Below are 20,957 nucleotides of genomic sequence, written 5' to 3'. Positions count from 1 at the left end.
ATAACACCGGGCTGTTTCTCCTACAACTGGATGAGCCTATGACTACCAAGGCTGAAGTACCTTTCGCACCGCTCAACATCGCGGTTCTGACGGTCAGCGACACCCGAACCCTGGAAACCGACACCTCAGGCCAGGTCTTCGTCGACCGCTTGACTGCTGCCGGTCACAACCTGGCTTCCCGGGTCCTGCTCAAAGATGATCTTTATAAAATCCGCGCGCAAGTCGCCAACTGGATTGCCGACGACGTCGTTCAGGTGGTGTTGATCACCGGCGGCACCGGCTTCACCGGACGTGACAGCACGCCGGAAGCGGTGGCCTGTCTGCTCGACAAACAGGTGGATGGTTTCGGTGAGTTGTTCCGGCAGATCTCGGTCGCCGACATCGGCACTTCGACCGTTCAATCCCGTGCACTGGCAGGTTTGGCCAATGGCACGCTGGTCTGCTGCCTGCCAGGTTCGACCAACGCCGTACGCACCGGTTGGGACGGCATCCTCGCCGAACAGCTGGATTCGCGTCATCGCCCGTGCAATTTCGTTCCTCATCTGAAACAGGCGGCTCCCTGTGAATCCCGCGGGTAAGCCGGGCAAGACCGGCAGCCTGATGCCGGTCGAGATGGCGCTGGCGCGTTTGCTCGAGATGGCCGAGGCCGCAAAAATCGCCGAGCGTGAGCGCTTGCCGCTGGCGCAAGTCCAGGGGCGTGTGCTGGCCGAGGATCTGCTGTCGACCCTTGATCTGCCGCCGTGGCCCAACAGCGCAATGGACGGCTACGCCCTGCGCGCGGCCGACTGGACCGGCGAGCCGCTGGTGGTCAGTCAGAAGATTTTTGCCGGGCAGGCACCTGACGCTCTGCAGCCGGGCACCTGTGCCCGGATCTTCACCGGCGCGCCGGTTCCCGCTGGCGCCGATTGCGTCGAGATGCAGGAGAACGCCGAAGTCCAGTCGGATGGGCGAGTGGTCTTCACCGAACTCCAAATGCCTGGAAAAAATATTCGTCCACAGGGTCAGGAGACCACGGTCGGCGAATTGATCTTGTCGGCGGGTACGGTTTTGGGGCCCATCGAGCAAGGCTTGGCTGCCTCTCTCGGCTGCGCGGAGCTGGACGTGATCCGCCGGGTGCGGGTGGCGGTGCTGTCCACCGGGGATGAGTTGGTCGAACCGGGGCAGCCGCTTGGACCGGGGCAGATCTACAACAGCAACCGCGTGCTGCTCTGCAGTTGGTTGCAGCGCCTGGGTTGCGAGGTGATCGACGCCGGCATTCTGCCGGACAACCTGGACACCACTCGTGAGCGGCTTGGCGCGCTGAACAATGTCGACCTGATTCTTTCCACCGGTGGCGTTTCGGTAGGCGAGGCGGATTTTCTCGGAATCGCTTTGCGCGAAGAGGGTGAGTTGAGTTTGTGGAAGCTTGCGATCAAGCCCGGAAAGCCGCTGACATTCGGGCATTTTCGCGGAGTGCCGGTGATCGGCTTGCCGGGCAATCCGGCGTCGACATTGGTGACCTTCGCTCTGCTGGCCAGGCCTTATCTGCTGCGCCGCCAGGGCGTGCAACTGGTGGAGCCGCTGAAGATCCAGGTGCCGGCCGGGTTTGACTGGCCTGTCGCGGGCAATCGCCGTGAGTACTTGCGCGGTCGCCTGGAAAACGGGCGGGCAATCATTTACAGGAACCAGAGCTCCGGCGTGCTGCGCAGCGCCGCCTGGGCTGACGGGCTGGTTGAGGTGCTGGAAGATCGCACGTTGATGGCGGGTGATTCGGTGTACTTCATACCATTGAGCGAAGTGCTCTAGTTGCCACGCCAACTTTACCTGTAGGAGCGAGCATGCTCGCGATGGTCGTCAACGATAACGCGGGCTGTCTGGATGCCCGCGGTGTCTGGTCTACCATCGCGAGCATGCTCGCTCCTACAGGTTTGGGTCAAAAGCACTCAATGCGCCAACAACAACGTCACCAGCTGATCAAACCGGCTATTGGCAATCCAGCCCAGCAGACCCAGCAACACCGCCGTCCCACCCACGGTATAGGCAAGGCGATGCTTGATGGATTTGACTTCGCTGCGCACGTTTTCCATGTCTTTGCGCAGGTATTTGAGGTGCGCCTCCAGTTCGGTGACTCGGGGTTCCATCTCATCTTCTCCTTGGGTTTTTTATTCTGCGGAAGGCTGAAAAATCCGGACACCAAAGTGTATGAATCCCACCTGATGGTCAATTAAGGCAATTCCTCACCTTTTGTAAGAAAAATCCTGTCTTGCACGACTTGGGTGTGCGCGAAGGAAAATAATTGGACTGGCATCGACTTTTCTTACAGGGTCGAGGGTCAACATCTCCCATATGGCACTCAAACCTGAGGGGACTGCACATGAGCGAACGCAAAGCGCTACTGATTCTGCATGGCAAGCAGGCGCTCAACGAAGAAGTTCGCGCGGCCGTCGAGAGCAAGCGCGAACAGGGTTGGGAGCTGGCCGTACGGCTGACATGGGAGGAGGGGGATGCGCAACGTCTGGTAGCCGAGGCAGTGGCAGCGGGCTACACGCACATTGTTGCCGGAGGCGGCGACGGTACGCTGCGGGATATCGCCGAAGCCCTGTCTGAACAATCGAAGCAGGCCAGTCTGGTCCTGATGCCGCTCGGCACCGCCAACGACTTTGCCCGCGCGGCCGGCGTACCCCTGGAGCCGGACCAGGCGCTGGATCTGCTGGACGTTGAACCCTGTGCCATCGACCTGGGAGAAGTCGGTGGCCAGGTGTTTCTGAACATGGCCACCGGCGGATTCGGCAGCCAGGTCACCGCCAACACCTCCGAGGACCTGAAAAAAGTCCTGGGCGGCGCCGCGTATCTGTTCACCGGTTTGTCACGCTTCAGCGAACTGCACGCCGCCTATGGCGAATTGCAGGGGCCGGATTTTCACTGGAGCGGTGATCTGCTGGCCCTCGGGATCGGCAATGGCCGGCAGGCGGGGGGCGGGCATGTGCTGTGTCCACAGGCTCTGGCCGACGATGGCTTGCTCGATATCAGCATCCTGCCTGCGCCGCAGGAGCTGGTCGACACGCTGAAGAACCTGCTGGCAGATGGTTTCGGCCTCGACAGCATGTTCGTGCGGGCCCGGTTGCCGTGGGTCGAGATCAAGGTCTCCGAAGGCCTGTACATCAACCTCGATGGCGAGCCGCTGGAAGGGGACAGTCTGCGTTTCTCGGCGCGGCCGGCAGCCCTTCGCGTGCATTTGCCAGAGGATTCGCCGCTATTGAGCGCGACGCAACCTGTCAGTCGTCCAGACTGATGATCTGCTCGCGCACGGCGAACAACACCAGGCCCGCCACATCGAAAATTTGCAGGCGTTTCATGATTTGCGAGCGATGGGTTTCCACGGTCTTGACGCTCAGGCCCAGGCCGTTGGCGATTTCCCGGGTGGACTTGCCGCGAACGATCAGGCGCAGGATTTCCAGCTGACGGGCCGTCAGGTTGTGCGTGTCCGAGGGCTCGGGGGCAGTCTGGTTCCGGGTCAGTGCCTGGGTGATCACGGTGTGGGCAATGGCCGGGCTCAGGTAGCGTTCGTTGTTGCGCAAGGCTTCAAGGGCATGCTCCAGCTCGGTCGGGGTGGTGTCCTTGAGCAGATAGCCATGGGCGCCGGATTCCAGGGCCTGCATGATCAGCGCCGGGTCGGTGTGCATCGACAGGATCAGCACTTTGCTGTGGGGACGGATGCGTTTGAGCTGCTGCAACGCCTCAAGGCCACCGGTCTGCTTCATGGAAATATCCAGCAGCACGATATCCGGGGACAGATGTTCGACCATGGCCAGCAGCTGCGAGCCGTCGTTGGCTTCGCCGATCACGGCATAACCAGGAAGGTCCATCACCAGGGCGCGCACGCCAGCCCTGATCAGCGAGTGGTCATCCACCAGAAGTAAGTTACAAGTCAATGCATAACCTTATTCGTACTGGCCCGTTCTAGCGCGCGGGGCGCCCAGGGGAATAGAGCTTCGATTTGAGTGCCTTGGCCCGGCTCGCTGGTGACGTTCAGCGTGCCGCCCAACTGAGTGATCCGCTCCGACATGCCGGCCATGCCACGCTGGCCCTCGCGACCGGGGTCGGTGGCGGGGGCGAAACCCTGGCCGTCGTCATGGATCGACAGCGAAAGACCTTGAGGCAAACGCTGCACGCACACCACCAGATTCTGCGCGTTGGCGTGGCGCAACATGTTGGTGACGGCTTCCTGGGTAATGCGAAACGCCGCCACGGCCATTTCTTCCGGGATTCCGGTCAGGCGCTGGTGGCATTCCAGGCTCCAGTGCACGGAGGTATTGGCCAGCGTCTTCAACAGGTGCGCACGCAGGCTGGCTTCCAGGCCCAGGCTGGTCAGTTGCCTCGGATTGAGGATGGCCGACACATCCCGGACCTTGGTCAGAGTCTCTTCCAGGGTGTCGCACAGTACGGCGCACTGTCCCTGGAGTTCTTCGGGCATGCGGCGCTTGAGCCAGGCGCTTTGCAGCTTCGCCGCGGTCAGCAACTGACCGATGTCGTCATGCAGTTCGCGACTGAGCCGGTGCCGTTCGTTCTCCTGAACCTCCAACAAACGATCGGCCAGTTCCTGCGGCTGAAACTTGATCGATTTGCGCGACAGCCGATATTGCACGCCGACGCAACTCAAGGCCGCGATGTTGAGAATCAGCAGACCCAGGGGCAGGGGAATCGAAAGGCAATAGACCAGCAGGCTTCCCAACGTCGAGCAGGCGCACAGCGAAAGCGTGAACCGACGCGCGTTTTCTCGTGAGGGTGGCCAAGTGGCAAGTGACTTGAGGCTGGCGTACATAACGGAATGGAGCCAATGAAGATGCGCTGCGGGCAGGCCGGTCATGCTCTGACGGGCCTCTGTTTTGTCATGTTGTACAACAACGTCAATGGCGCATGATTTTTGTACAAGAAATTGGCTGGAAACTTGTCCGGGCCAGTAGAAAGTCATGTTTCCATTATTTGACGTCAACTAATGGGCGGCATAGTACCACTTAAGATACCGTTGGTCGCGCACGGGATATATGTCCTGGAGGTCAGGAACAACGCATTTGGAAAGAGAGATCTCACGAGGAAAGTGGGGTTATCGTCACCGTTCGGCATCGATTCGCCACGGAACCCGTTGTTTTGGTTTCCGCTGAGCCCCTGTTTCGGACAGGCGTCTAGTTGCCTGAAGGGAGAGTTGTTACTTGCATCGGTCGCAATTGGATAAGCAATGTTCAATTACGACAGGGTTAAATCAAATAACCGTCAACTAACAGTAATTATTGTGAGTTACGACACGGTTTCAATGACTCAGGCCTGACGCTCCATGTAGGGGACCACAGTGAAAGGCTTGGAATTGACCGGCAGTTGAAACGGGTGATGACCCACCTGGAAGGCAAAGGCTTCGATCAGGGTGGTCTGCTCGGTTTCATCGAGACACAACTGGCCGGTGTTCTGGTCGATCAGCTCGAGCTGCCAGGCGATCAGCGTCAGGCAGTCCTTGAGGGCGCGCAGGGCCTCGTCGTGCAGGTCCATATGGTTCTGGGCATGATTGAGCAGGCCATGGATGTGCAGGGAAAACTCCGACACGGCAGCGAGAGCCAGGGCGTCCGCCTTGCTGGCCAGTTTGAGCAGCGTACTGAGCAGGCAATCGATTGCGTCCCTGTCATTACTGATCAATTGCAGGTGGCTCAGGCATTCCTCCGTTTTGGCCAGAAGCGATTCGGCTTCGATGAGAAACTCCGGGACCCGCTTTGCCCACTCTTTACGATTGTCCGGCATGCTTATCTCCACAACGTCATGACTAATGAGGGGATGTCGTGTGTGTCGACGAGAACGTTGGTCGTTCCGACGTCTGCGTTTCGTCGTGCAATCGCGTTACGCCAGGCAGAGGCACCGGCAACGGAACTAGTTATGAGGGTATAGGGTTGAGGGCCCGCGATCGCACACAAAAGCCTGACTCCATTCATGCAATGAGAATGGCGTCACATTAATGGCTATTGGATATTGCGAATATCAGGTTGCACCTGATTGTTGCTCAGGGAATCCCTTACGCGACGGAACCTATTGAATTATCAATGGTCGCGCGCTCGGAAAATGTAGCAGATAAATTCACATCGCCAGTAAAGCATGATGTTAATGTGACATCAATGTTGAAGTGCGGCATTTTGTACGGGGTCAAGGTCTTTCACATCCAGCCGATAACCTCCTATTCGTGACTTATATCGGTACATCATCACCGGTGCATCATCGGTACAACACCCAGGAGTCAGTAATGGCCGGCATTCTTGATACGGTAGACCAACGTACGCAACTGGTGGGTGAGAATCGCCTGGAAATTCTCATGTTCCGCCTGGCCGGACGGCAATTGTTCGCAATCAACGTGTTCAAAGTGCAGGAAGTCCTGCAACTGCCGAAGCTGACCCTGATGCCTCAGCGTCACCCGTTCGTGTGCGGCGTGGTCAACCTGCGCGGCCAGACCCTGCCGGTGATCGATCTGTCCCAGGCTATCGGCATGCGTCCGCTGGTTCCGGGGCCGAACAGCACCATTATCGTCACCGAGTACAACCGTTCCGTGCAGGCGTTCCTGGTCGGTGGCGTGGATCGCATCGTCAACATGAACTGGGAAGCGATCATGCCGCCGCCGAGCAGCGCCGGTCGCCAGCATTACCTGACTGCCATCAGCAAGGTCGATGATCAGTTGGTGGAAATCATCGACGTTGAGAAGGTTCTGGCGGAAATCGTGCCTTACAACGCCAAGGTTTCCCGCGAAAAATTGGCGGATCCGGTGCTCGAGCGTGCCCGTGGTCGTGAGGTGCTGCTGGTGGATGACTCCAATGTGGCGCTGGCGCAGTTGCGCGATACGCTGGGGCAGTTGGGGGTGAAGATGCATATTGCCAGTGACGGCTTGAAGGCGTTGAACATGCTCAAGGCGTGGGCGGACAGTGGTGTCGATATGACCGAGAAGCTGTTGATGGTGTTTACCGATGCGGAGATGCCGGAGATGGATGGTTATCGTCTGACCACGGAAATCCGCAACGATCCGCGTTTGCGTGGTCTTTATGTGGTGTTGCATACGTCGCTGTCCGGCAGTTTCAACGATTCGATGGTCAAGAAGGTGGGTTGCGACAACTTCCTGTCCAAATTTCAGCCGGACAAGTTGGTGGATGTGGTGCGCCAGCGGTTGGTGCTCGACGAAGTTCCGGCGTAAAACCCTGTGGGAGCTGGCTTGCCAGCGATGGCGGCCTGGTAGCCGACCTGATCTTGCGGATGTACCCAGATTCCATTGTGGGAGCGAGCCTGCTCGCGAGCTTTTGATTGTGTACATATCCATTGCTGCGGGCGCGGCGGCTGTCGGTTCCGCCCTGACGGTCGGGTCACTTTTGGCAAACGCCCGGAATGCCGGCCCAGCCAAAAGTAACCAAAAGGTCTCGCCCCAACGTTCGGTCCCTCGCCAAGGCTCGGGATCCCTTCGCTCCGGCATTCATCCGGGGGCATCGCCTCCGGTTTGCTTCGCTGCACCTCCTCTCGATGTGTGCGGCTTCGCCGCACGGCGCTGCGCGCCTGCCCCCCGGATGAACGCCTCCACTCAGCCTGCCGAAGGGCGGGTGGATCAAAATCAAAAGCAAAGCAGCCGAGGCGAGCTGACACTCGACCTTTCGGCTGGTTGTCCACATTCCCCTGAACGAACGCTTTTCTGTAGGAGCGAGGCTTGCCCGCGAAGGCGTCCTGACAGACGACCTGTTTTTTCGACTGGGTTTAGTTCTCGTGTAGGAGCAGGCGAAATTTCAACCTTTGATTCAACGCTGAAGCTCGTATAGGGTGGCTTTTTTGTTTTTCAGGGAGTTGGCCATGCTGCGTCTGGGCGCGCTTTATCGTTATCCGTTGAAATCCGGCAAGGGCGAGGCTTTGCAGCAGGTCGGTCTCGACAAGCTGGGGCTGGACGGTGATCGACGCTGGATGCTGGTGGACGAGGCCAGTGGGCGATTTTTGACTCAGCGGGCGGTGGCGCAGATGAGTCAGCTGTCGGCGTTGTGGAATGCCGAGGGTGGTCTGACTCTCAAGGCGCCAGGGCATCCAACGATTGATATCGCGCTGCCAGCCAGCGATGCCGAACTGCGCGGCGTGACTATATGGCGCGACACGTTGCGGGTGCCGGATGCCGGCGATGCCGCGGCGGCTTGGGTCAGTGAGTTCATCGGCAAGCCGACGCGCCTTGTGCAGATCCCGCTTGAACGCGCCCGTACCACCGAAGCGGGTTATGGCAAGGACGATGATCAGGTGGCGTTCGCCGATGGTTTTCCGCTGTTGCTGATCGGCCAGGCGTCGCTTGAGGATCTGTCGCAGAAAGTCGGTCGCCCCATGGAAATGCTGCGTTTCCGCCCGAATCTGGTGATCGAGGGTAGCGAAGCCTTTGCCGAGGATGGCTGGAAGCGCATTCGCATCGGCGAGGTCGAGTTCCGGGTGGTCAAGTCATGCTCGCGTTGCATCCTCACCACCATCGACCCGCAGACCGGTGAGCGCAGTGCCGATCGCGAACCCTTTGCCACCTTGCAGCAATACCGTGCCAACGCCAATGGCGCGATGTTCGGGCAGAATCTGGTCAACGATGGCAACGGTCGCCTCGAAGTCGGCATGCCGGTGACTGTTCTGGAATAAACGCCCGTTAAACAAAAATGCCCGTGTCCTTGGACACGGGCATTTTTTTGCGCTGTGAAACCCGAGGGTTTAGCCGCGGTATTCGCACAGGTAGGCGGTGTCGACGGCGACTTTCAGCTGGAACTTGCTGTCGGCTGGCACGTTGAACTGGCTGCCGGCGGCGAAGGTCTGCCAGTCGCTGCTGTCCGGCAGTTTGACGGTCAGGGCGCCGGACACCACGTGCATGATTTCACGCTGGCTGGTGCCGAATTCATATTCGCCCGGAGCCATGACGCCGATGGTCGCCGGACCTTCAGCGGTGCCAAAGGCGATCGACTTGACGGTGCCGTCGAAGTACTCGTTGACTTTAAACATGGGCGATTCCTCGAAAAGGGCTAAAAAGGGCCGGCCAGTATGCACAAGGGGGCCGGTGTCGTCACCTCTCCAGAGGGGGGAGAATCTGCGGCAGCAGACGAGCCGTATTGCGCGCGTCCTCCAGCGCCCGGTGCTGCTGCCCGGTAAATTGCAGGCCGGCCAATTGCAGCGCGCTGTTGAGCCCCAGCGGCCGTTCCAGACGCCGGGCCTTGGCGAAGCGCTGCTTGAGGTTGATGTGCGGTGTGCGGCTCAGCTGACTGTCGAGTTGCAGGCGCTGCCACTCCTGAATGAGCTGCTTGCGATCGTAATCGCCCCAGCTGACCCAGCCTTCCAGGGGCGATGGATGCTGCCCCAACCATTGCTCGAACGACGGCCAGATTTCACTCAGGGTCTGCGCCGAGTCGACATCGGCCTGGGTGATGTGGGTCAGCTCCCGGCAAAAAGGAGTCAGAAGCGGCCGCCGCAAGGGCCGCACGAAGCATTGGAAGTGGTCGACTTCGCGCCCTTTGCGGTCCACCAGCGTGGCGCCGATTTCGATGATTTCCATTTCCGTGACAGGCCAGCCACCGTCATCGGTGGTGGCTTCCAGATCAATGACCAGCCAGTGAGGCATTGCAGGGTTTCCCGGTATCCGCGTCTTGATGGGTTTGAGCGTAGTCAAACCCTGCGGTTCCGCCTAGCCCACCGATTCCACCTCCAGCAGAATCTGCCGATTCTTGACCTGATCGCCGACTTGCACCTGCAGGCGCTTGAGCACGCCGTCGATACCGGACTTGAGCGGATGTTCCATTTTCATCGCCTCCAGCACCACCAGCAGCTGGCCCTTGCTGACCTGACTGCCCTCGTTGACCAGCACATCGACAATCGCCCCGTCCATCGGCGCCTTGAGCGTGCCGGAGCTGACGCTGGCCGAACTGCTGACCGGCACCTGGGTGCGGTCTTCCAGGCACAGGCTGCCGGGCCGGGTAAACAGACAGATTTGCCCGGCCTGCAAACGGTAGGCATGGCGCTGGCGGATACCGTCGATTTCCAGCGTCGCCTGGCGCCCATCGCAATCGATGATTTTCAGCTCAAGGCTGCGCTCGGCCGCTTGAATCCGCAACGCCTCGCCCGGCACGGCATTCAATGACACCGACCACTGCTGTTCATCCAGCCCCAGCCGATAGTGCAGCGCCGCACTGGCGTTGTTGCGCCAGCCGGCCAGCGGACCACGGTGTGCTTGCGCCGATGCCTGATAAAGCAGGGCGGTGGCAATCGCCAGTTCTTCAGCCGTGGGTTCATGCGCATGCAGGCACGGATGTTCAGCGAACTGCTGCGTGATGAACGCGGTACTGAACTGGCCATCGATGAATTGCGGATGCTGCAACAGGCTGGCGAGCAGGCGCTGATTGCTCTGCACCCCCAGCAACACGCTGTCCTGCACCGCCCGCAGCAACTTGCGCCGGGCATCTTCGCGGGTCGCGCCATGGGCGATCAGTTTGCCCAGCATCGGGTCGTAGAACGGGCTGATGCTGGCGCCTTCGATCAGGCCATGGTCGATCCGCACGCCACTGTTCAGCGCCGGTTCCCAGGCATCGATGCGCCCGGTCTGTGGCAGAAAATCCCGGGTCGGGTCTTCGGCATACAGGCGCACTTCCATGGCGTGCCCGTTGAGTTGCACCTGTTCCTGACGCAACGGCAGCGGCTGCCCTTCGGCGATGTTCAGCTGCCAGGCCACGAGGTCCAGGCCGGTGATCAGTTCGGTCACCGGGTGTTCCACTTGCAGACGGGTGTTCATCTCCAGGAAGTAAAACTCGCCCCGGGCATCCAGCAGAAATTCCACGGTGCCGGCGCCGACATAGTTCACGGCGCGACCGGCCTTGAGCGCCGCTTCACCCATGGCCTGGCGCAGCGCTTCGGTCATGATTGGGCAGGGCGCCTCCTCGATGACTTTCTGATGGCGGCGCTGGATCGAACAGTCGCGCTCGCCAAGGTAGATCAGGTTGCCGTGGCGGTCGCCGAACAGTTGCACCTCGACGTGCCGGGGTTCGATCAAGGCCTGTTCGAGGATCAGTTCGTCGCTGCCAAAACCATGCAGGGCCTCGGAGCGCGCGGTGCGAATTTGCTCCAGCAAATCTTTCGACTCGTGCACCAGGCGCATGCCCCGTCCGCCACCGCCGGCACTGGCCTTGATCATCAACGGATAGCCGATGCGTTCGGCCTCGCGGCTCAGCGTCGCGTCGTCCTGCTCGGCACCCTGGTAACCGCGGATGCACGGCACGCCGGCGTTGAGCATGGCGATCTTCGACAGGCGCTTGCTACCCATCAGCTCGATGGCGTCGGCGTCGGGACCGATGAAGGTGATGCCGGCCGCGTTGCAGGCCCGGGCGAAATCGGCGTTTTCCGAGAGAAACCCGTAGCCCGGGTGGATCGCGTCGGCGCCGGTGCGGCGGGCAGCGTCGATGATCGCCGGGATGTTCAGGTAGGACTGCTGCACCGAGGACTGACCGATGTGTACGGCTTCGTCGGCCATCTGCACATGCAGTGCATCGGCGTCGGCGTCGCTGAACACAGCGACGGTACGATAGCCCTGGGCCTGGGCGGTGCGCTGGATGCGGCAGGCGATTTCACCGCGGTTGGCGATGAGGATTTTGCTGAAGCCGGGCATGGTTGATTCCCCTGGTTCTGTGGTGAATGTGAGGGCCTCATCGCGGGCAAGCCTCGCTCCTACAGGATTACGCGCACCGTAGGAGCGAGGCTCGCCCGCGAAGCTTTCAGGAGGCCCACCCCGGTTTACGCTTCTGCACAAAAGCCATGGTCCCCTCGACCCCCTCGGCTCCCGTCACCGCCTCACTGAACCACTGCGCCGCCTGATCCAGCAGCTCTGCCGACGGCTGCACCGCACTGGCCAGCAACAATTGTTTGGTTGCGGCATTCGCCCCCGGCGCACAACACAGCACATGGGCCAGCACCTCATCGAGGCGCTCGGCAAGGGCTTGCATGTCCTGCTCGACAAAGTGCACCAGCCCCATCCGCAACGCCTGTTTGCCATCGAACCGCGCCGCCGTCAGTGCCAGACGCCGGGCCTGGGTCAGGCCGATGCGCTGCACCACGAACGGTGCGATCTGCGCCGGCAGCAGGCCGAGGCTGGTTTCCGGCAGGCCGAATTGCGCCTGATGATCTGCAATGGCGATATCGCTGACACAAGCCAGACCAAAACCACCGCCCAGCACCGCGCCCTGCAAAACCGTGATCACCACTTGCGGCGCGTGCTGGGTTTCTTCCAGCAGGGCACCGAAGGCACGGTTCAATTCGCGGTAGGCGCTTGCGCCCTGGGCGCGGGCGTTGGCCATGTCCTTGATGTCGCCGCCGGCACAGAAATGGCCGTCGGCGCCACTGATTACCAGGGCACGAATTGCGCGCTCGTCACGCACCGCCGCCAGCACCGCGCGCAGTTCGCTGACCATCTGCAGGCTCATGGCGTTGCGGCTTTGCGGGCGATTGAGGGTGATGTGCAGCACGCCGTTGTGCGGCTCCAGCAGCAACGTCTCGCAAACCGGCAGGAGGCTCATTTCTTTTTCCCCGGCAGGATGCCCATCAGCTTGCAGATGATCCCCAGCATGATTTCGTCGGCACCGCCGCCGATCGACACCAGCCGCACATCGCGGTAGGCGCGGGCCACCGGGTTGTCCCACATGAAACCCATGCCGCCCCAGTATTGCAGACAGCTGTCGGTGACTTCGCGGCCCAGCCGCCCGGCCTTGAGCTTGGCCATGGACGCCAGGCGAGTGACGTCCTGGCCTTTGACGTATTGCTCGGTGGCCTGATAGACCAGCGCGCGCAGGCATTCGATTTCGGTCTGCAATTCGGCGAGACGGAAGTGAATGACCTGGTTGTCGATCAGCGCACTGCCGAAGGTCTTGCGTTCCTTGCAATATTGGATGGTGCTGTCGACGCAGTATTCCAGGCCCTTGATCATGTTCGCCGCGCCGAACAGGCGTTCTTCCTGGAACTGCAGCATCTGCATCATGAAGCCCGCGCCTTCATGGCCGATGCGGTTGCGTTGCGGTACGCGCACGTTGTCGAAAAACACCTGGGCGGTTTCCGAACTGCGCATCCCGAGCTTGTCCAGATGGCTGCTCAGGCTGATGCCAGGGGTGTTCATCGGCACCATGATCAGCGACTTATTGATGTGCGGTTTGTCGTCGGAGGTGTTGGCCAGCAGGCAGATGAAATCGGCGCTCGGCGAGTTGGTGATCCACATCTTGCTGCCGTTGATCACGTAGTCGTCACCGTCCTTGCGCGCGGTGGTCTTGAGCCCGGCCACGTCGGAACCGGCACCCACTTCGGAGACGCCGATGCAGCCCACCTGTTCGCCGCTGATGGCCGGGCGCAGGAACTCGTCGCGCAATTCATCGGAGCCGAAACGCGCCAGCGCCGGGGTGCACATGTCGGTCTGCACGCCGATGGACATCGGAATGCCGCCGCAATGAATGGTGCCGAACTCTTCGGCAGCGACGATCGAGTAGCTGTAGTCGAGCCCCATGCCGCCGAATTTTTCCGGCTTGGAAATGCCCAGCAGACCCAGCTCGCCAGCCTTGCGGAAGATCTCGTGGATCGGAAAGCGCCCGGCCTTTTCCCAGGCCTCGACGTGCGGATTGATCTCGTGATCGACGAATTGGCGGACGGTGCGGCGCAGTGCTTCGTGTTCCTGGGTGAAGATCATTTTTATTGTTCTCCTTAAATAAAAGGGGCACTGCGTTATCTGATCGTTTGTTCGTTGGTCCTGATCGTTCCCACGCAGAGCGTGGGAACGATCAGTCGATCAGTCAGAACCGCGCCACACCAAAACTGTTGACCTGCAACGGCCGCACCTCGGCCTCGTGACAGATGTCCAGCAAGAACCCCAGCAAGGTCCGGGTATCGCGCGGGTCGATCAGGCCGTCGTCCCACAGGTTGGCGCTGCCGTACAGCGCCGTGGACTGGGCATCGAGTTTCTGCGCGGTGACCTGTTCGAGCATGTCGAGCATTTTCGGGTCGGGCACCAGGCCGTCTTTGGCCTGCTTGGCCTCGGTGACGATGCGCAGCACCTTGCCGGCCTGGGCGCCACCCATCACGGCAGTGCGGCTGTTGGGCCAGGCGAAGATGAAGCGCGGGTCGAGGCCGCGGCCGCACATCGCATAGTTGCCGGCGCCATAAGAGCCGCCGACGACGATGGTGAGCTTGGGCACCCGGGCATTGGCCACCGCCTGGATCATCTTGGCGCCGTGCTTGATCACGCCTTGCTGTTCCGATTCGGTGCCGACCATGAAACCGGTGGTGTTGTGGAAGAACAGCAGCGGCGTCTGGCTCTGGTCGCACAGCTGGATGAACTGCGCCGCCTTGCTCGCGCCCTTGGGTGTGATCGGGCCGTTGTTACCGATGAAGCCGCAGGTGCGCCCGTGGATTTTCAGATGGCCGCACACGGTCTGCTGATCGAACTCGTTCTTGAAGTCGAGAAAGCTCGAGCCGTCGGCGATTCGGGCGATGATTTCGCGCACGTCGTAGGGCTTTTTCGGATCGTCCGGAATCAGCCCCAGCAGCTCCTCGACGGGGTAGAGCGGCTCTTGCCATTCAGGCTGCGCACGCTGCGGCAACTGATCGTTCCAGGGCAGCAGGCTGACAATCTCACGCACCTGACGTACGCCGTCGGCATCGTTTTGCGCCAGATACTCGGCAGTACCGGCGAGTTGCGCGTGCATCTCGGCGCCGCCCAGTTCTTCATCGGTGGCGATTTCGCCGGTGGCGGCCTTGAGCAGCGGGGGACCGGCGAGAAACAGCTTGGCCTTGCCACGCACCACCACCACGTAGTCCGACAGGCCCGGCTGATAGGCGCCGCCCGCCGTGGCCGAACCGTGCACCACGGTAATCTGCGGCAGGCCCATGGCCGACATCCGCGCCTGATTGGCGAAGCTGCGCGCGCCCTCGACGAAAATCTCCGCCGCGTAGTTGAGGTTGGCGCCACCGCTTTCGGCGAGGGTGATCACCGGCAGTTTGTTTTCCATGGCGATCTGTTGCAGGCGCAGGGATTTTTTCAGGCCGCTGGGGGAAATGGTCCCGCCCTTGATCGCGCTGTTGTTCGCCACGATCAACGCGCGCACGCCGGACACGTAACCGATCCCCGCAATCAGCCCGCCACCGGCCGAACTGCCGTCCTTGTCGTCGTGCAGCTTGTAGCCGGCCAAGCTGGCCAGTTCGAGAAAAGGCGCGCCGGGGTCCAGCAGCAGGTTGAGGCGTTCGCGAGGCAGCAGTTGCCCGCGCTTGTCGAATTTGGCCCGGGCTTCGTCCGCCTTGTTCAACAGGTTCTGTTCCAGCTGACGGATCTGCTCGACGCCCACCAGCATGGCCTCGCGATTGCGGGCGAACTGTTCGCTGTGGGGATCGAGTTGCGACTGAATCACCGGCATGGGTTATTCCTTGTCTTTAAGGACGTCTGGAAGATAGGCGCGGTGGAAGCCGTTGTACGACTCGCTGTTGGTCGCCTTGTGGATCGGCCACGCGCGTCCGCCGAGGCTTGCGGCGCCATCGATGCGCAAGGTGCTGCCGCTGATGAAGGCCGCCGCCGGGCTCAGCAGGAAAACGATCGCCGCGCTGACTTCCGATTCGGTGCCGATACGTTTGAGCGGCACGTGTTCGCGCAAGGTCGGGATCACCGCCTTGAAGGCGCCTTCGTAAGTGTCCATGCCGCTGGAGGCGATCCAGCCCGGCGCCACCGCGTTGACCCGCACCCCGGCGTAACCCCATTCAAAGGCGGCGGTCTTGGTCAGGTTGTCCATGCCCGAACGCGCCGCGCCCGAATGGCCCATGCCGGGCATGCCGCTCCACATGTCGGCGAGCATGTTGACGATGGCGCCGCCGTGTTTGCTCATGGACTGGTTGAACACTTCCCGGGCCATCAGGAAACCGCCCACCAGATTGGTGCGCACCACGGTTTCAAAACCTTTCTGGTTGATCGAGGCCAGCGGCGACGGATACTGCCCGCCGGCATTGTTGACCAGGCCGTGAATCGGCCCGTGCTTGCGGATCAGCTCGCCCACCATGTGGCTCACCGCTTCTTCATCACGGATATCACAGGTGCTCCAGTCGGCCTTGCCGCCATCTTCGGCAATCTCGGCAACGACGCTTTTCAGCTTGTCGGCCTTGCGCCCCACCAGCACTACATGAGCACCGAGAGCTGCCAGTTCATGGGCGGTGCAGCGGCCGATGCCACTGCCACCACCGGTGACGATGATCGTCTGGCCCGCGAAAAGATCGGCTTTGAAAATCGAATCGTAGGCCATGACGGCAGTCCTCTAATTGACCTGGTCGGCGATGCGCTGGGGCACCGGAATCTGGATTTCCAGCAGTTGCTGGGCGAAGGCCTTGCCCTGCGGGTCGATGCGCAAGCTGGCGACACCGCCGCCGCCGAGGGCGTTTTCCAGCAGGAAGTTCAGGCTGTGGCTGGCGGGCAGATACCAGCGCTCGACGCGCCCGTGAATCGGATCGAGGACGTGGCTCATCCAGTCGACGATCACCGCCGGCGTCAGCGCCTCGGCGATCCACGGCAGGAACTCCGGCTCGCGGGCCATGACCCCGATATTGCTGTGGTTGCCCTTGTCGCCGGATCGGGCCACGGCGAGCTTGATCAGCGCCACGCTGGCGTCGGCGCGCTCGCCGGGTTTCGGCGGGTCGAGGGGAAGGGGCAAGGTGTCGGGGTCGAGCACATCGATGGCGGGCAGGGCGCAGGGCAGGCGCTGGCCGTTGAATTCAATCTCCACCGCGCAGGCGCTTTTGTCGATGAGGAAGGAGAACAGGCGGATCAGCGGATAGACCGTCGGCCGACCGCCGACGATGCCGCTCAGCCCCGGTGCCATGCCGGTCGCGGCCTGGGCGATTTCCCGGGAAAACAGGATCAACGCCTGCTTGTTCGGATGGCGCACCGCCAGTTTGATCACCACCTCGCGGCTGTCCCGGCGCTGGCCGTGGGGGCCGTAGGTGGCTTCGCTGCCGAGCAGTTCGATGTTCACGTCGGTGTAGCGTGGCCAACCGCGCTGCTCGAACATTTCCGAGGTCTTGTCGATGATCGCCTGGCTGACGCGCCGAGCCTTGTCTACTGCGTCGATGCCGGCGATCAGGCAACTGGCGGTGCATTTGAAACCGTCGGGAAAGGTGGCGCTGACCTTGTATTGATCGGTGGGCGGCAAGCCTTTGGCGCCGTGGACCCGCACCGCATTCTTGCCCTGTTGCACCAGTTTGACGTGAGTGAAATCGCAGACCACATCCGGCAGCAGATAGGCCCGTGGGTCGCCGATCTCATACAGCATCTGTTCGCCCACCGTCAGTGGCGTGACCAGTCCGCCGGAGCCTTCGGGTTTGCTGACGATGAACTGGCTGTCGGCGCTGACTTCGACGATCGGGAAACCTATGTGTTCGTAGTCGGGCACTTCGCGCCAGTCGGTGAAATTGCCTCCGGTGCACTGCGCGCCGCATTCGATGATGTGGCCGGCCAAAGCGGCTTGGGCCAGCTTGTCGTAGTCCTGCCAGGACCAGCCGAACTCATGCACCAGCGCGGCGCTAACCACGGCGCTGTCGACCACCCGCCCGGTGATCACGATGTCGGCGCCCAGGCGCAGGGCTTCAACTATGCCCGGCGCGCCCAGGTAAGCGTTGGTCGAGACGCACATCGGCGGCAAAGGCGCGCCGCTGAACATTTCATGAATGCCGCGACTACTCAGCTGTTTGAACTGCGGTTGCAGGTCGTCGCCCAGCAGCACGGCGATCTTCAGGGCGACCCCGGCCTTGTCGCAGGCCGCTTGCAGGGCGGCGGCGCAGGCCTGCGGATTGACCCCGCCGGCATTGCTGATCACGCGGATGTTCTGCGCGGCGAGCTGCGGGAGAAGGGGAGTGAGGACTTCGACGAAGTCGCTGGCATAACCGGCCTGGGGATCTTTCATCCGCGCCCCGGCCATGATCGACATGGTTATTTCCGCCAGGTAATCGAATACCAGGTAGTCCAGGCGGCCACCGTCCACCAGTTGCGCGGCGGCAGTCGAGGTGTCGCCCCAGAACGCGCTGGCGCAACCGATGCGAATGGTTTTGGCAGCAGTCATTTGCATAACCCCCTTTCGACAAAGTGTTTCGAGACTACCAAGCAAGCGCTTGGTTTGTAAACTCCGGAAATATCTTCTGCCCGAGCGCTTGCTTGGTTGCTGATGCCAGACTAAATTGCCCGCGCAAGTCCCCTGTTTTAGCGGGGATCGGCGTTGGTGACTGATCGACTGTAGGAGAGAACGGGTGGACGAGCAAAAAGCCCTGAGGGTGATGCGTGAATTGGTCGACAGCGGCCAGTTGACCGATCCGGACAGCGCCCGTGGCAAGCTGCTGCAAGTGGCCGCCCACCTGTTTCGCAACAAGGGTTACGAGCGCACCACGGTGCGCGATCTGGCCGGTGCCGTGGGCATTCAGTCCGGGAGCATCTTTCATCACTTCAAGAGCAAGGACGAAATCCTGCGGGCGGTGATGGAAGAGACCATTCGCTACAACACCGCCTTGATGCGCGCGGCCATCGCCGAAGCCGACAGCGTGCGCGAGCGCGTGCTGGCGCTGATCCGCTGCGAATTGCAGTCGATCATGGGCGGCAGCGGCGAGGCCATGGCGGTGCTGGTCTACGAATGGCGTTCGCTGTCCGAAGAGGGCCAGGAAAAGGTCCTGGCCCTGCGCGATATCTATGAAGACATCTGGCTGCAGGTGCTGGGCGAGGCCAAGAGTGCCGGTTTCATCCGCGGTGATGTGTTCATCACCCGACGTTTTCTCACCGGCGCGCTGTCCTGGAGCACCACCTGGTTTCGCGCCGATGGCAGCATGAGCCTGGATCAGTTGGCCGATGAGGCGCTGATTCTGGTGCTGGAGGAGAAGCAATAACGGCGTGTGGGTCGGCAGGAAACTGGCTAACTGGGCGAAACCGCCTAGCTTGAATGCAATGACGCAGTGTTTGGGGGTGGGTGGTTTGATGTTTTCGCCAATTCGGACGGCAACAGGTTTTTTTCTGGCAATGCTCGCGACGTCGTGGGTGCTGCCGTCCCAGGCTGCACAACTGGTGCGCATCGGTGCCGCGCACTTTCCTCCGTACACCGTACGCCCGGAAAAAGGAGCGGACACCGGCCTGTTGCCGCAGTTGGTAGAAGCGCTCAATGCCTCGCAAAAGGACTATCAATTCGTCCTGGTACCCACCTCGATCCCTCGGCGATTCGGCGATTTCAAGCAGGGCCGGATCGACATGGCGATCTTCGAAAACCCTGCCTGGGGCTGGAAGGACATTCCGCACACCGACGTCGACATGGGCCTGGAAGACGCCGAGATTTTCGTCGCCCAACGCCATCCGGAGAATCGCCCGGAGCGTCAGCAGGATTACTTCACCGACCTTGCCGGCAAGCGCCTGGCGCTGTTCAGCGGCTATCACTACGAATTCGCCAACTTCAACGCCGAGCCCAAATACCTGGCTACCACGTACAACGCCACGCTGACTTATTCCCACGACAGCAACCTTCTAATGGTGCTGCGCGGTCGCGCCGACATCGCCCTGGTCACGCGCTCCTACCTGAGCGACTATTTTCTGCGCAATCTGAAAGTCGCTGACGAGTTGCTGGTGTCCAATCGCATCGATCAGGTCTATCACCACTACGCCATCCTGCGCCCGGCCTCGCCGATCTCGGGCGAAGCGTTTGGGCAGTTGCTGCAAGGCTTGCGCGACAATGGGCAGATGCTGAAGATTTTCGACCCGTACAAGATCGCGATCGTGCCGGTCCCGCGTTAACCGCGCGCTTTCTCTTAAATTTCCGCCCCCGGCTCACGTCCCATCGTTGAACTGTCGACGATTATCGTGAGCCCCTTCCATGTCCAATCCGAATGACCTGACGACCCTGGCCTTGCCCACAGGCCGCCGTCTTGTAGCCGATGCAAGCGAAGGCCGCTTGAGCCTGAGCCTTGATGATCAACCGCTGATTAAGTTGCGCATGACACGCGATCACGAACTGCAACTGGAAGAGGGCGGTGACCGTCCTTCCAGTCAGGCGATCTGGGCCGCCTGTTATTGGCTGTTTGCCCGCGATCCGGCCTGTCAGCACCTGAGCTGGCGATTGGCCGAGGCGCCGACCGAGGCCTTGCTCGGCGGCTTGCTGATCCCCACACAAACCCCTAATGAATATCGCTGCGAACGCGGGCTGTTCTGGCAGTTGCCGCAACCCTGGCTGGGGCAGTCGCTGAGCGCCTGTTATCCACAGCAGATGGTCATCACCAATGGCAAGCGCCACCCTCTGAGACCGATCAAGCCGAAGGGCGAGGTGTATCGGCGTTTCGATGCGCGGCTGGGGAGGTGGATTTCCCTGCGCACCCTGGACATCGACCTCGATCTGGCCCGGTTCAACCGCTGGCAGAACAGTCCGCGGGTGGCGAGTTTCTGGCAGGAGGAGGGCAGCCTCGAGCAGCATCGCGAGTACCTGAGCAAACTCGAGGCCGACCCGCATACCGTGACCCTGATCGGCTGTTTCGATGATCAGCCTTTCGCCTATTTCGAAGCGTACTGGGCAAAAGAGGACCGGATTGCGCCGTTCTATGAAGTTGCCGATTACGACCGTGGCATTCACATGCTGGTCGGCGAAGAAAACCACCGTGGCCCGCACAAGGTGGCGAGCTGGTTATCGGCCCTGACCCATTACCTGTTCCTCGACGATCCACGCACCCAGCGCGTGGTCGCCGAACCGCGTGCCGACAATGCCAAGATGATCGGGTACATGCAGGGGCAGCGGTTTCATTGCGAGAAGGAATTCGACTTTCCGCACAAGCGCGCGGCGTTGATGGTGCTGGGGCGTGAGCGGTTTTTTGAGCGGTGTGAATTGGCGTGATGTTCAGGGCTCAAGATCCGTTGCGGTCTTGAGTCAGTCTTCGCGGGCAAGCCTCGCTCCCAC

At 61.2% G+C, this 20,957-nt stretch carries 19 protein-coding genes and 1 pseudogene; 8 read left to right on the top strand and 12 right to left on the bottom strand.

Going from position 1 to position 20,957, the window contains the following annotated elements; genetic code table 11:
• Positions 1 to 38 precede the first annotated feature (38 nt).
• Positions 39 to 578 carry a molybdenum cofactor biosynthesis protein B gene (gene moaB, locus K9857_RS13470; protein WP_175377013.1) on the top strand — a complete coding sequence of 180 codons (540 nt, stop codon included), beginning with the start codon at positions 39 to 41 and terminating at the stop codon, positions 576 to 578.
• The gene (gene glp, locus K9857_RS13465) at positions 562 to 1,785 is read left to right on the top strand and encodes a gephyrin-like molybdotransferase Glp (protein ID WP_224536478.1); all 1,224 of its coding nucleotides are present in this window, start codon (positions 562 to 564) and stop codon (positions 1,783 to 1,785) included. The genes moaB and glp overlap by 17 nt, the downstream gene beginning before the upstream one ends.
• A 137-nt stretch (positions 1,786 to 1,922) precedes the next feature.
• Here the strand turns inward: glp and K9857_RS13460 are convergent.
• A pseudogene (locus tag K9857_RS13460) lies at positions 1,923 to 2,141 on the bottom strand (hypothetical protein); the annotation flags it as partial.
• A 212-nt stretch (positions 2,142 to 2,353) separates the two neighbouring features.
• Between K9857_RS13460 and yegS the strand changes: the two are divergent.
• A complete protein-coding gene (yegS, locus tag K9857_RS13455; RefSeq protein WP_224536476.1) occupies positions 2,354 to 3,271 on the top strand; it encodes a lipid kinase YegS in 918 nt (305 codons plus the stop codon).
• Here the strand turns inward: yegS and K9857_RS13450 are convergent.
• From K9857_RS13450 to K9857_RS13440, 3 genes are all read right to left on the bottom strand, one after another.
• Positions 3,255 to 3,911 carry a response regulator transcription factor gene (locus K9857_RS13450; RefSeq protein WP_175377017.1) on the bottom strand — a complete coding sequence of 219 codons (657 nt, stop codon included), beginning with the start codon at positions 3,909 to 3,911 and terminating at the stop codon, positions 3,255 to 3,257. The genes yegS and K9857_RS13450 overlap by 17 nt on opposite strands.
• Positions 3,908 to 4,801, bottom strand: coding sequence for a sensor histidine kinase (locus K9857_RS13445; RefSeq protein ID WP_224536508.1), 894 nt, complete (start codon positions 4,799 to 4,801; stop codon positions 3,908 to 3,910). The genes K9857_RS13450 and K9857_RS13445 overlap by 4 nt, the downstream gene beginning before the upstream one ends.
• A 494-nt stretch (positions 4,802 to 5,295) precedes the next feature.
• The gene (locus tag K9857_RS13440) at positions 5,296 to 5,766 is read right to left on the bottom strand and encodes a hypothetical protein (RefSeq protein WP_224536474.1); all 471 of its coding nucleotides are present in this window, start codon (positions 5,764 to 5,766) and stop codon (positions 5,296 to 5,298) included.
• Between the two features lie 493 nt (positions 5,767 to 6,259).
• Here K9857_RS13440 and K9857_RS13435 point away from each other — a divergent pair, with 493 nt between their 5' ends.
• Together K9857_RS13435 and K9857_RS13430 are read left to right on the top strand one after the other, a co-directional pair.
• On the top strand, positions 6,260 to 7,195 hold the full coding sequence (locus K9857_RS13435) for a chemotaxis protein CheV (RefSeq protein ID WP_224536471.1): 936 nt from the start codon (positions 6,260 to 6,262) through the stop codon (positions 7,193 to 7,195).
• A gap of 641 nt (positions 7,196 to 7,836) precedes the next feature.
• On the top strand, positions 7,837 to 8,643 hold the full coding sequence (locus K9857_RS13430) for an MOSC domain-containing protein (protein ID WP_224536469.1): 807 nt from the start codon (positions 7,837 to 7,839) through the stop codon (positions 8,641 to 8,643).
• Positions 8,644 to 8,712: 69 nt separating this feature from the next.
• On the opposite strand, the gene K9857_RS13425 is transcribed toward K9857_RS13430, so the two are convergent.
• The 8 genes from K9857_RS13425 to K9857_RS13390 all read right to left on the bottom strand — a co-directional run bounded on the left by K9857_RS13425 (position 8,713) and on the right by K9857_RS13390 (position 18,110).
• Positions 8,713 to 8,997: a pyrimidine/purine nucleoside phosphorylase gene (locus tag K9857_RS13425; RefSeq protein ID WP_224536466.1), complete on the bottom strand. Its 285-nt coding sequence runs from the start codon at positions 8,995 to 8,997 to the stop codon at positions 8,713 to 8,715.
• A gap of 61 nt (positions 8,998 to 9,058) precedes the next feature.
• Positions 9,059 to 9,610 (bottom strand): exonuclease domain-containing protein, encoded by a 552-nt coding sequence (locus K9857_RS13420; RefSeq protein ID WP_224536465.1) that lies wholly within the window; start codon positions 9,608 to 9,610, stop codon positions 9,059 to 9,061.
• Between the two features lie 63 nt (positions 9,611 to 9,673).
• Positions 9,674 to 11,644, bottom strand: a complete 1,971-nt coding sequence (locus K9857_RS13415; RefSeq protein WP_224536463.1) for an acetyl/propionyl/methylcrotonyl-CoA carboxylase subunit alpha — start codon at positions 11,642 to 11,644, stop codon at positions 9,674 to 9,676.
• Positions 11,645 to 11,750: 106 nt separating this feature from the next.
• Positions 11,751 to 12,548 (bottom strand): enoyl-CoA hydratase/isomerase family protein, encoded by a 798-nt coding sequence (locus tag K9857_RS13410; RefSeq protein WP_224536461.1) that lies wholly within the window; start codon positions 12,546 to 12,548, stop codon positions 11,751 to 11,753.
• Complete coding sequence (gene atuD / locus K9857_RS13405) at positions 12,545 to 13,702, bottom strand: citronellyl-CoA dehydrogenase (RefSeq protein ID WP_224536460.1); 1,158 nt, start codon at positions 13,700 to 13,702, stop codon at positions 12,545 to 12,547. Before atuD ends, K9857_RS13410 begins: the two co-directional genes overlap by 4 nt.
• A 103-nt stretch (positions 13,703 to 13,805) precedes the next feature.
• Positions 13,806 to 15,422 carry a geranyl-CoA carboxylase subunit beta gene (atuC, locus tag K9857_RS13400; protein WP_224536458.1) on the bottom strand — a complete coding sequence of 539 codons (1,617 nt, stop codon included), beginning with the start codon at positions 15,420 to 15,422 and terminating at the stop codon, positions 13,806 to 13,808.
• Between the two features lie 3 nt (positions 15,423 to 15,425).
• Entirely contained in the window at positions 15,426 to 16,295 is an 870-nt protein-coding gene (locus K9857_RS13395; protein ID WP_224536455.1) for an SDR family oxidoreductase, read from the bottom strand.
• Between the two features lie 12 nt (positions 16,296 to 16,307).
• Positions 16,308 to 18,110: an acyclic terpene utilization AtuA family protein gene (locus K9857_RS13390; RefSeq protein WP_224536453.1), complete on the bottom strand. Its 1,803-nt coding sequence runs from the start codon at positions 18,108 to 18,110 to the stop codon at positions 16,308 to 16,310.
• A 178-nt stretch (positions 18,111 to 18,288) separates the two neighbouring features.
• Here K9857_RS13390 and K9857_RS13385 point away from each other — a divergent pair, with 178 nt between their 5' ends.
• The 3 genes from K9857_RS13385 (at position 18,289) to K9857_RS13375 (ending at position 20,894) form a co-directional block, all read left to right on the top strand.
• Positions 18,289 to 18,915, top strand: a complete 627-nt coding sequence (locus tag K9857_RS13385) for a TetR/AcrR family transcriptional regulator (protein ID WP_224536451.1) — start codon at positions 18,289 to 18,291, stop codon at positions 18,913 to 18,915.
• Positions 18,916 to 19,003: 88 nt separating this feature from the next.
• Positions 19,004 to 19,807, top strand: a complete 804-nt coding sequence (locus K9857_RS13380; protein WP_224536449.1) for a substrate-binding periplasmic protein — start codon at positions 19,004 to 19,006, stop codon at positions 19,805 to 19,807.
• Positions 19,808 to 19,886: 79 nt separating this feature from the next.
• The gene (locus K9857_RS13375; protein ID WP_224536447.1) at positions 19,887 to 20,894 is read left to right on the top strand and encodes a GNAT family N-acetyltransferase; all 1,008 of its coding nucleotides are present in this window, start codon (positions 19,887 to 19,889) and stop codon (positions 20,892 to 20,894) included.
• Positions 20,895 to 20,957: the final 63 nt, after the last annotated feature.

It is taken from the genome of Pseudomonas sp. REP124, from assembly GCF_020164475.1.
GTDB lineage: Bacteria > Pseudomonadota > Gammaproteobacteria > Pseudomonadales > Pseudomonadaceae > Aquipseudomonas.
Note: the sequence above shows the minus strand (reverse complement) of the source record. Positions and strands in the feature narration are given on the sequence as shown.

Bases quoted from the DNA above. Each gene is read 5' to 3' on its own strand.
- moaB (WP_175377013.1), top strand. From the start codon at position 39: ATGACTACCAAGGCTGAAGTACCTTTCGCACCGCTCAACATCGCGGTT.
- K9857_RS13395 (WP_224536455.1), bottom strand. From the start codon at position 16,295: ATGGCCTACGATTCGATTTTCAAAGCCGATCTTTTCGCGGGCCAGACG.
- K9857_RS13420 (WP_224536465.1), bottom strand. From the start codon at position 9,610: ATGCCTCACTGGCTGGTCATTGATCTGGAAGCCACCACCGATGACGGT.
- K9857_RS13415 (WP_224536463.1), bottom strand. From the start codon at position 11,644: ATGCCCGGCTTCAGCAAAATCCTCATCGCCAACCGCGGTGAAATCGCC.
- K9857_RS13410 (WP_224536461.1), bottom strand. From the start codon at position 12,548: ATGAGCCTCCTGCCGGTTTGCGAGACGTTGCTGCTGGAGCCGCACAAC.
- K9857_RS13375 (WP_224536447.1), top strand. From the start codon at position 19,887: ATGTCCAATCCGAATGACCTGACGACCCTGGCCTTGCCCACAGGCCGC.
- K9857_RS13430 (WP_224536469.1), top strand. From the start codon at position 7,837: ATGCTGCGTCTGGGCGCGCTTTATCGTTATCCGTTGAAATCCGGCAAG.
- K9857_RS13425 (WP_224536466.1), bottom strand. From the start codon at position 8,997: ATGTTTAAAGTCAACGAGTACTTCGACGGCACCGTCAAGTCGATCGCC.
- yegS (WP_224536476.1), top strand. From the start codon at position 2,354: ATGAGCGAACGCAAAGCGCTACTGATTCTGCATGGCAAGCAGGCGCTC.
- atuC (WP_224536458.1), bottom strand. From the start codon at position 15,422: ATGCCGGTGATTCAGTCGCAACTCGATCCCCACAGCGAACAGTTCGCC.
- K9857_RS13445 (WP_224536508.1), bottom strand. From the start codon at position 4,801: ATGTACGCCAGCCTCAAGTCACTTGCCACTTGGCCACCCTCACGAGAA.
- K9857_RS13380 (WP_224536449.1), top strand. From the start codon at position 19,004: ATGTTTTCGCCAATTCGGACGGCAACAGGTTTTTTTCTGGCAATGCTC.
- K9857_RS13440 (WP_224536474.1), bottom strand. From the start codon at position 5,766: ATGCCGGACAATCGTAAAGAGTGGGCAAAGCGGGTCCCGGAGTTTCTC.
- atuD (WP_224536460.1), bottom strand. From the start codon at position 13,702: ATGATCTTCACCCAGGAACACGAAGCACTGCGCCGCACCGTCCGCCAA.
- K9857_RS13435 (WP_224536471.1), top strand. From the start codon at position 6,260: ATGGCCGGCATTCTTGATACGGTAGACCAACGTACGCAACTGGTGGGT.
- K9857_RS13390 (WP_224536453.1), bottom strand. From the start codon at position 18,110: ATGCAAATGACTGCTGCCAAAACCATTCGCATCGGTTGCGCCAGCGCG.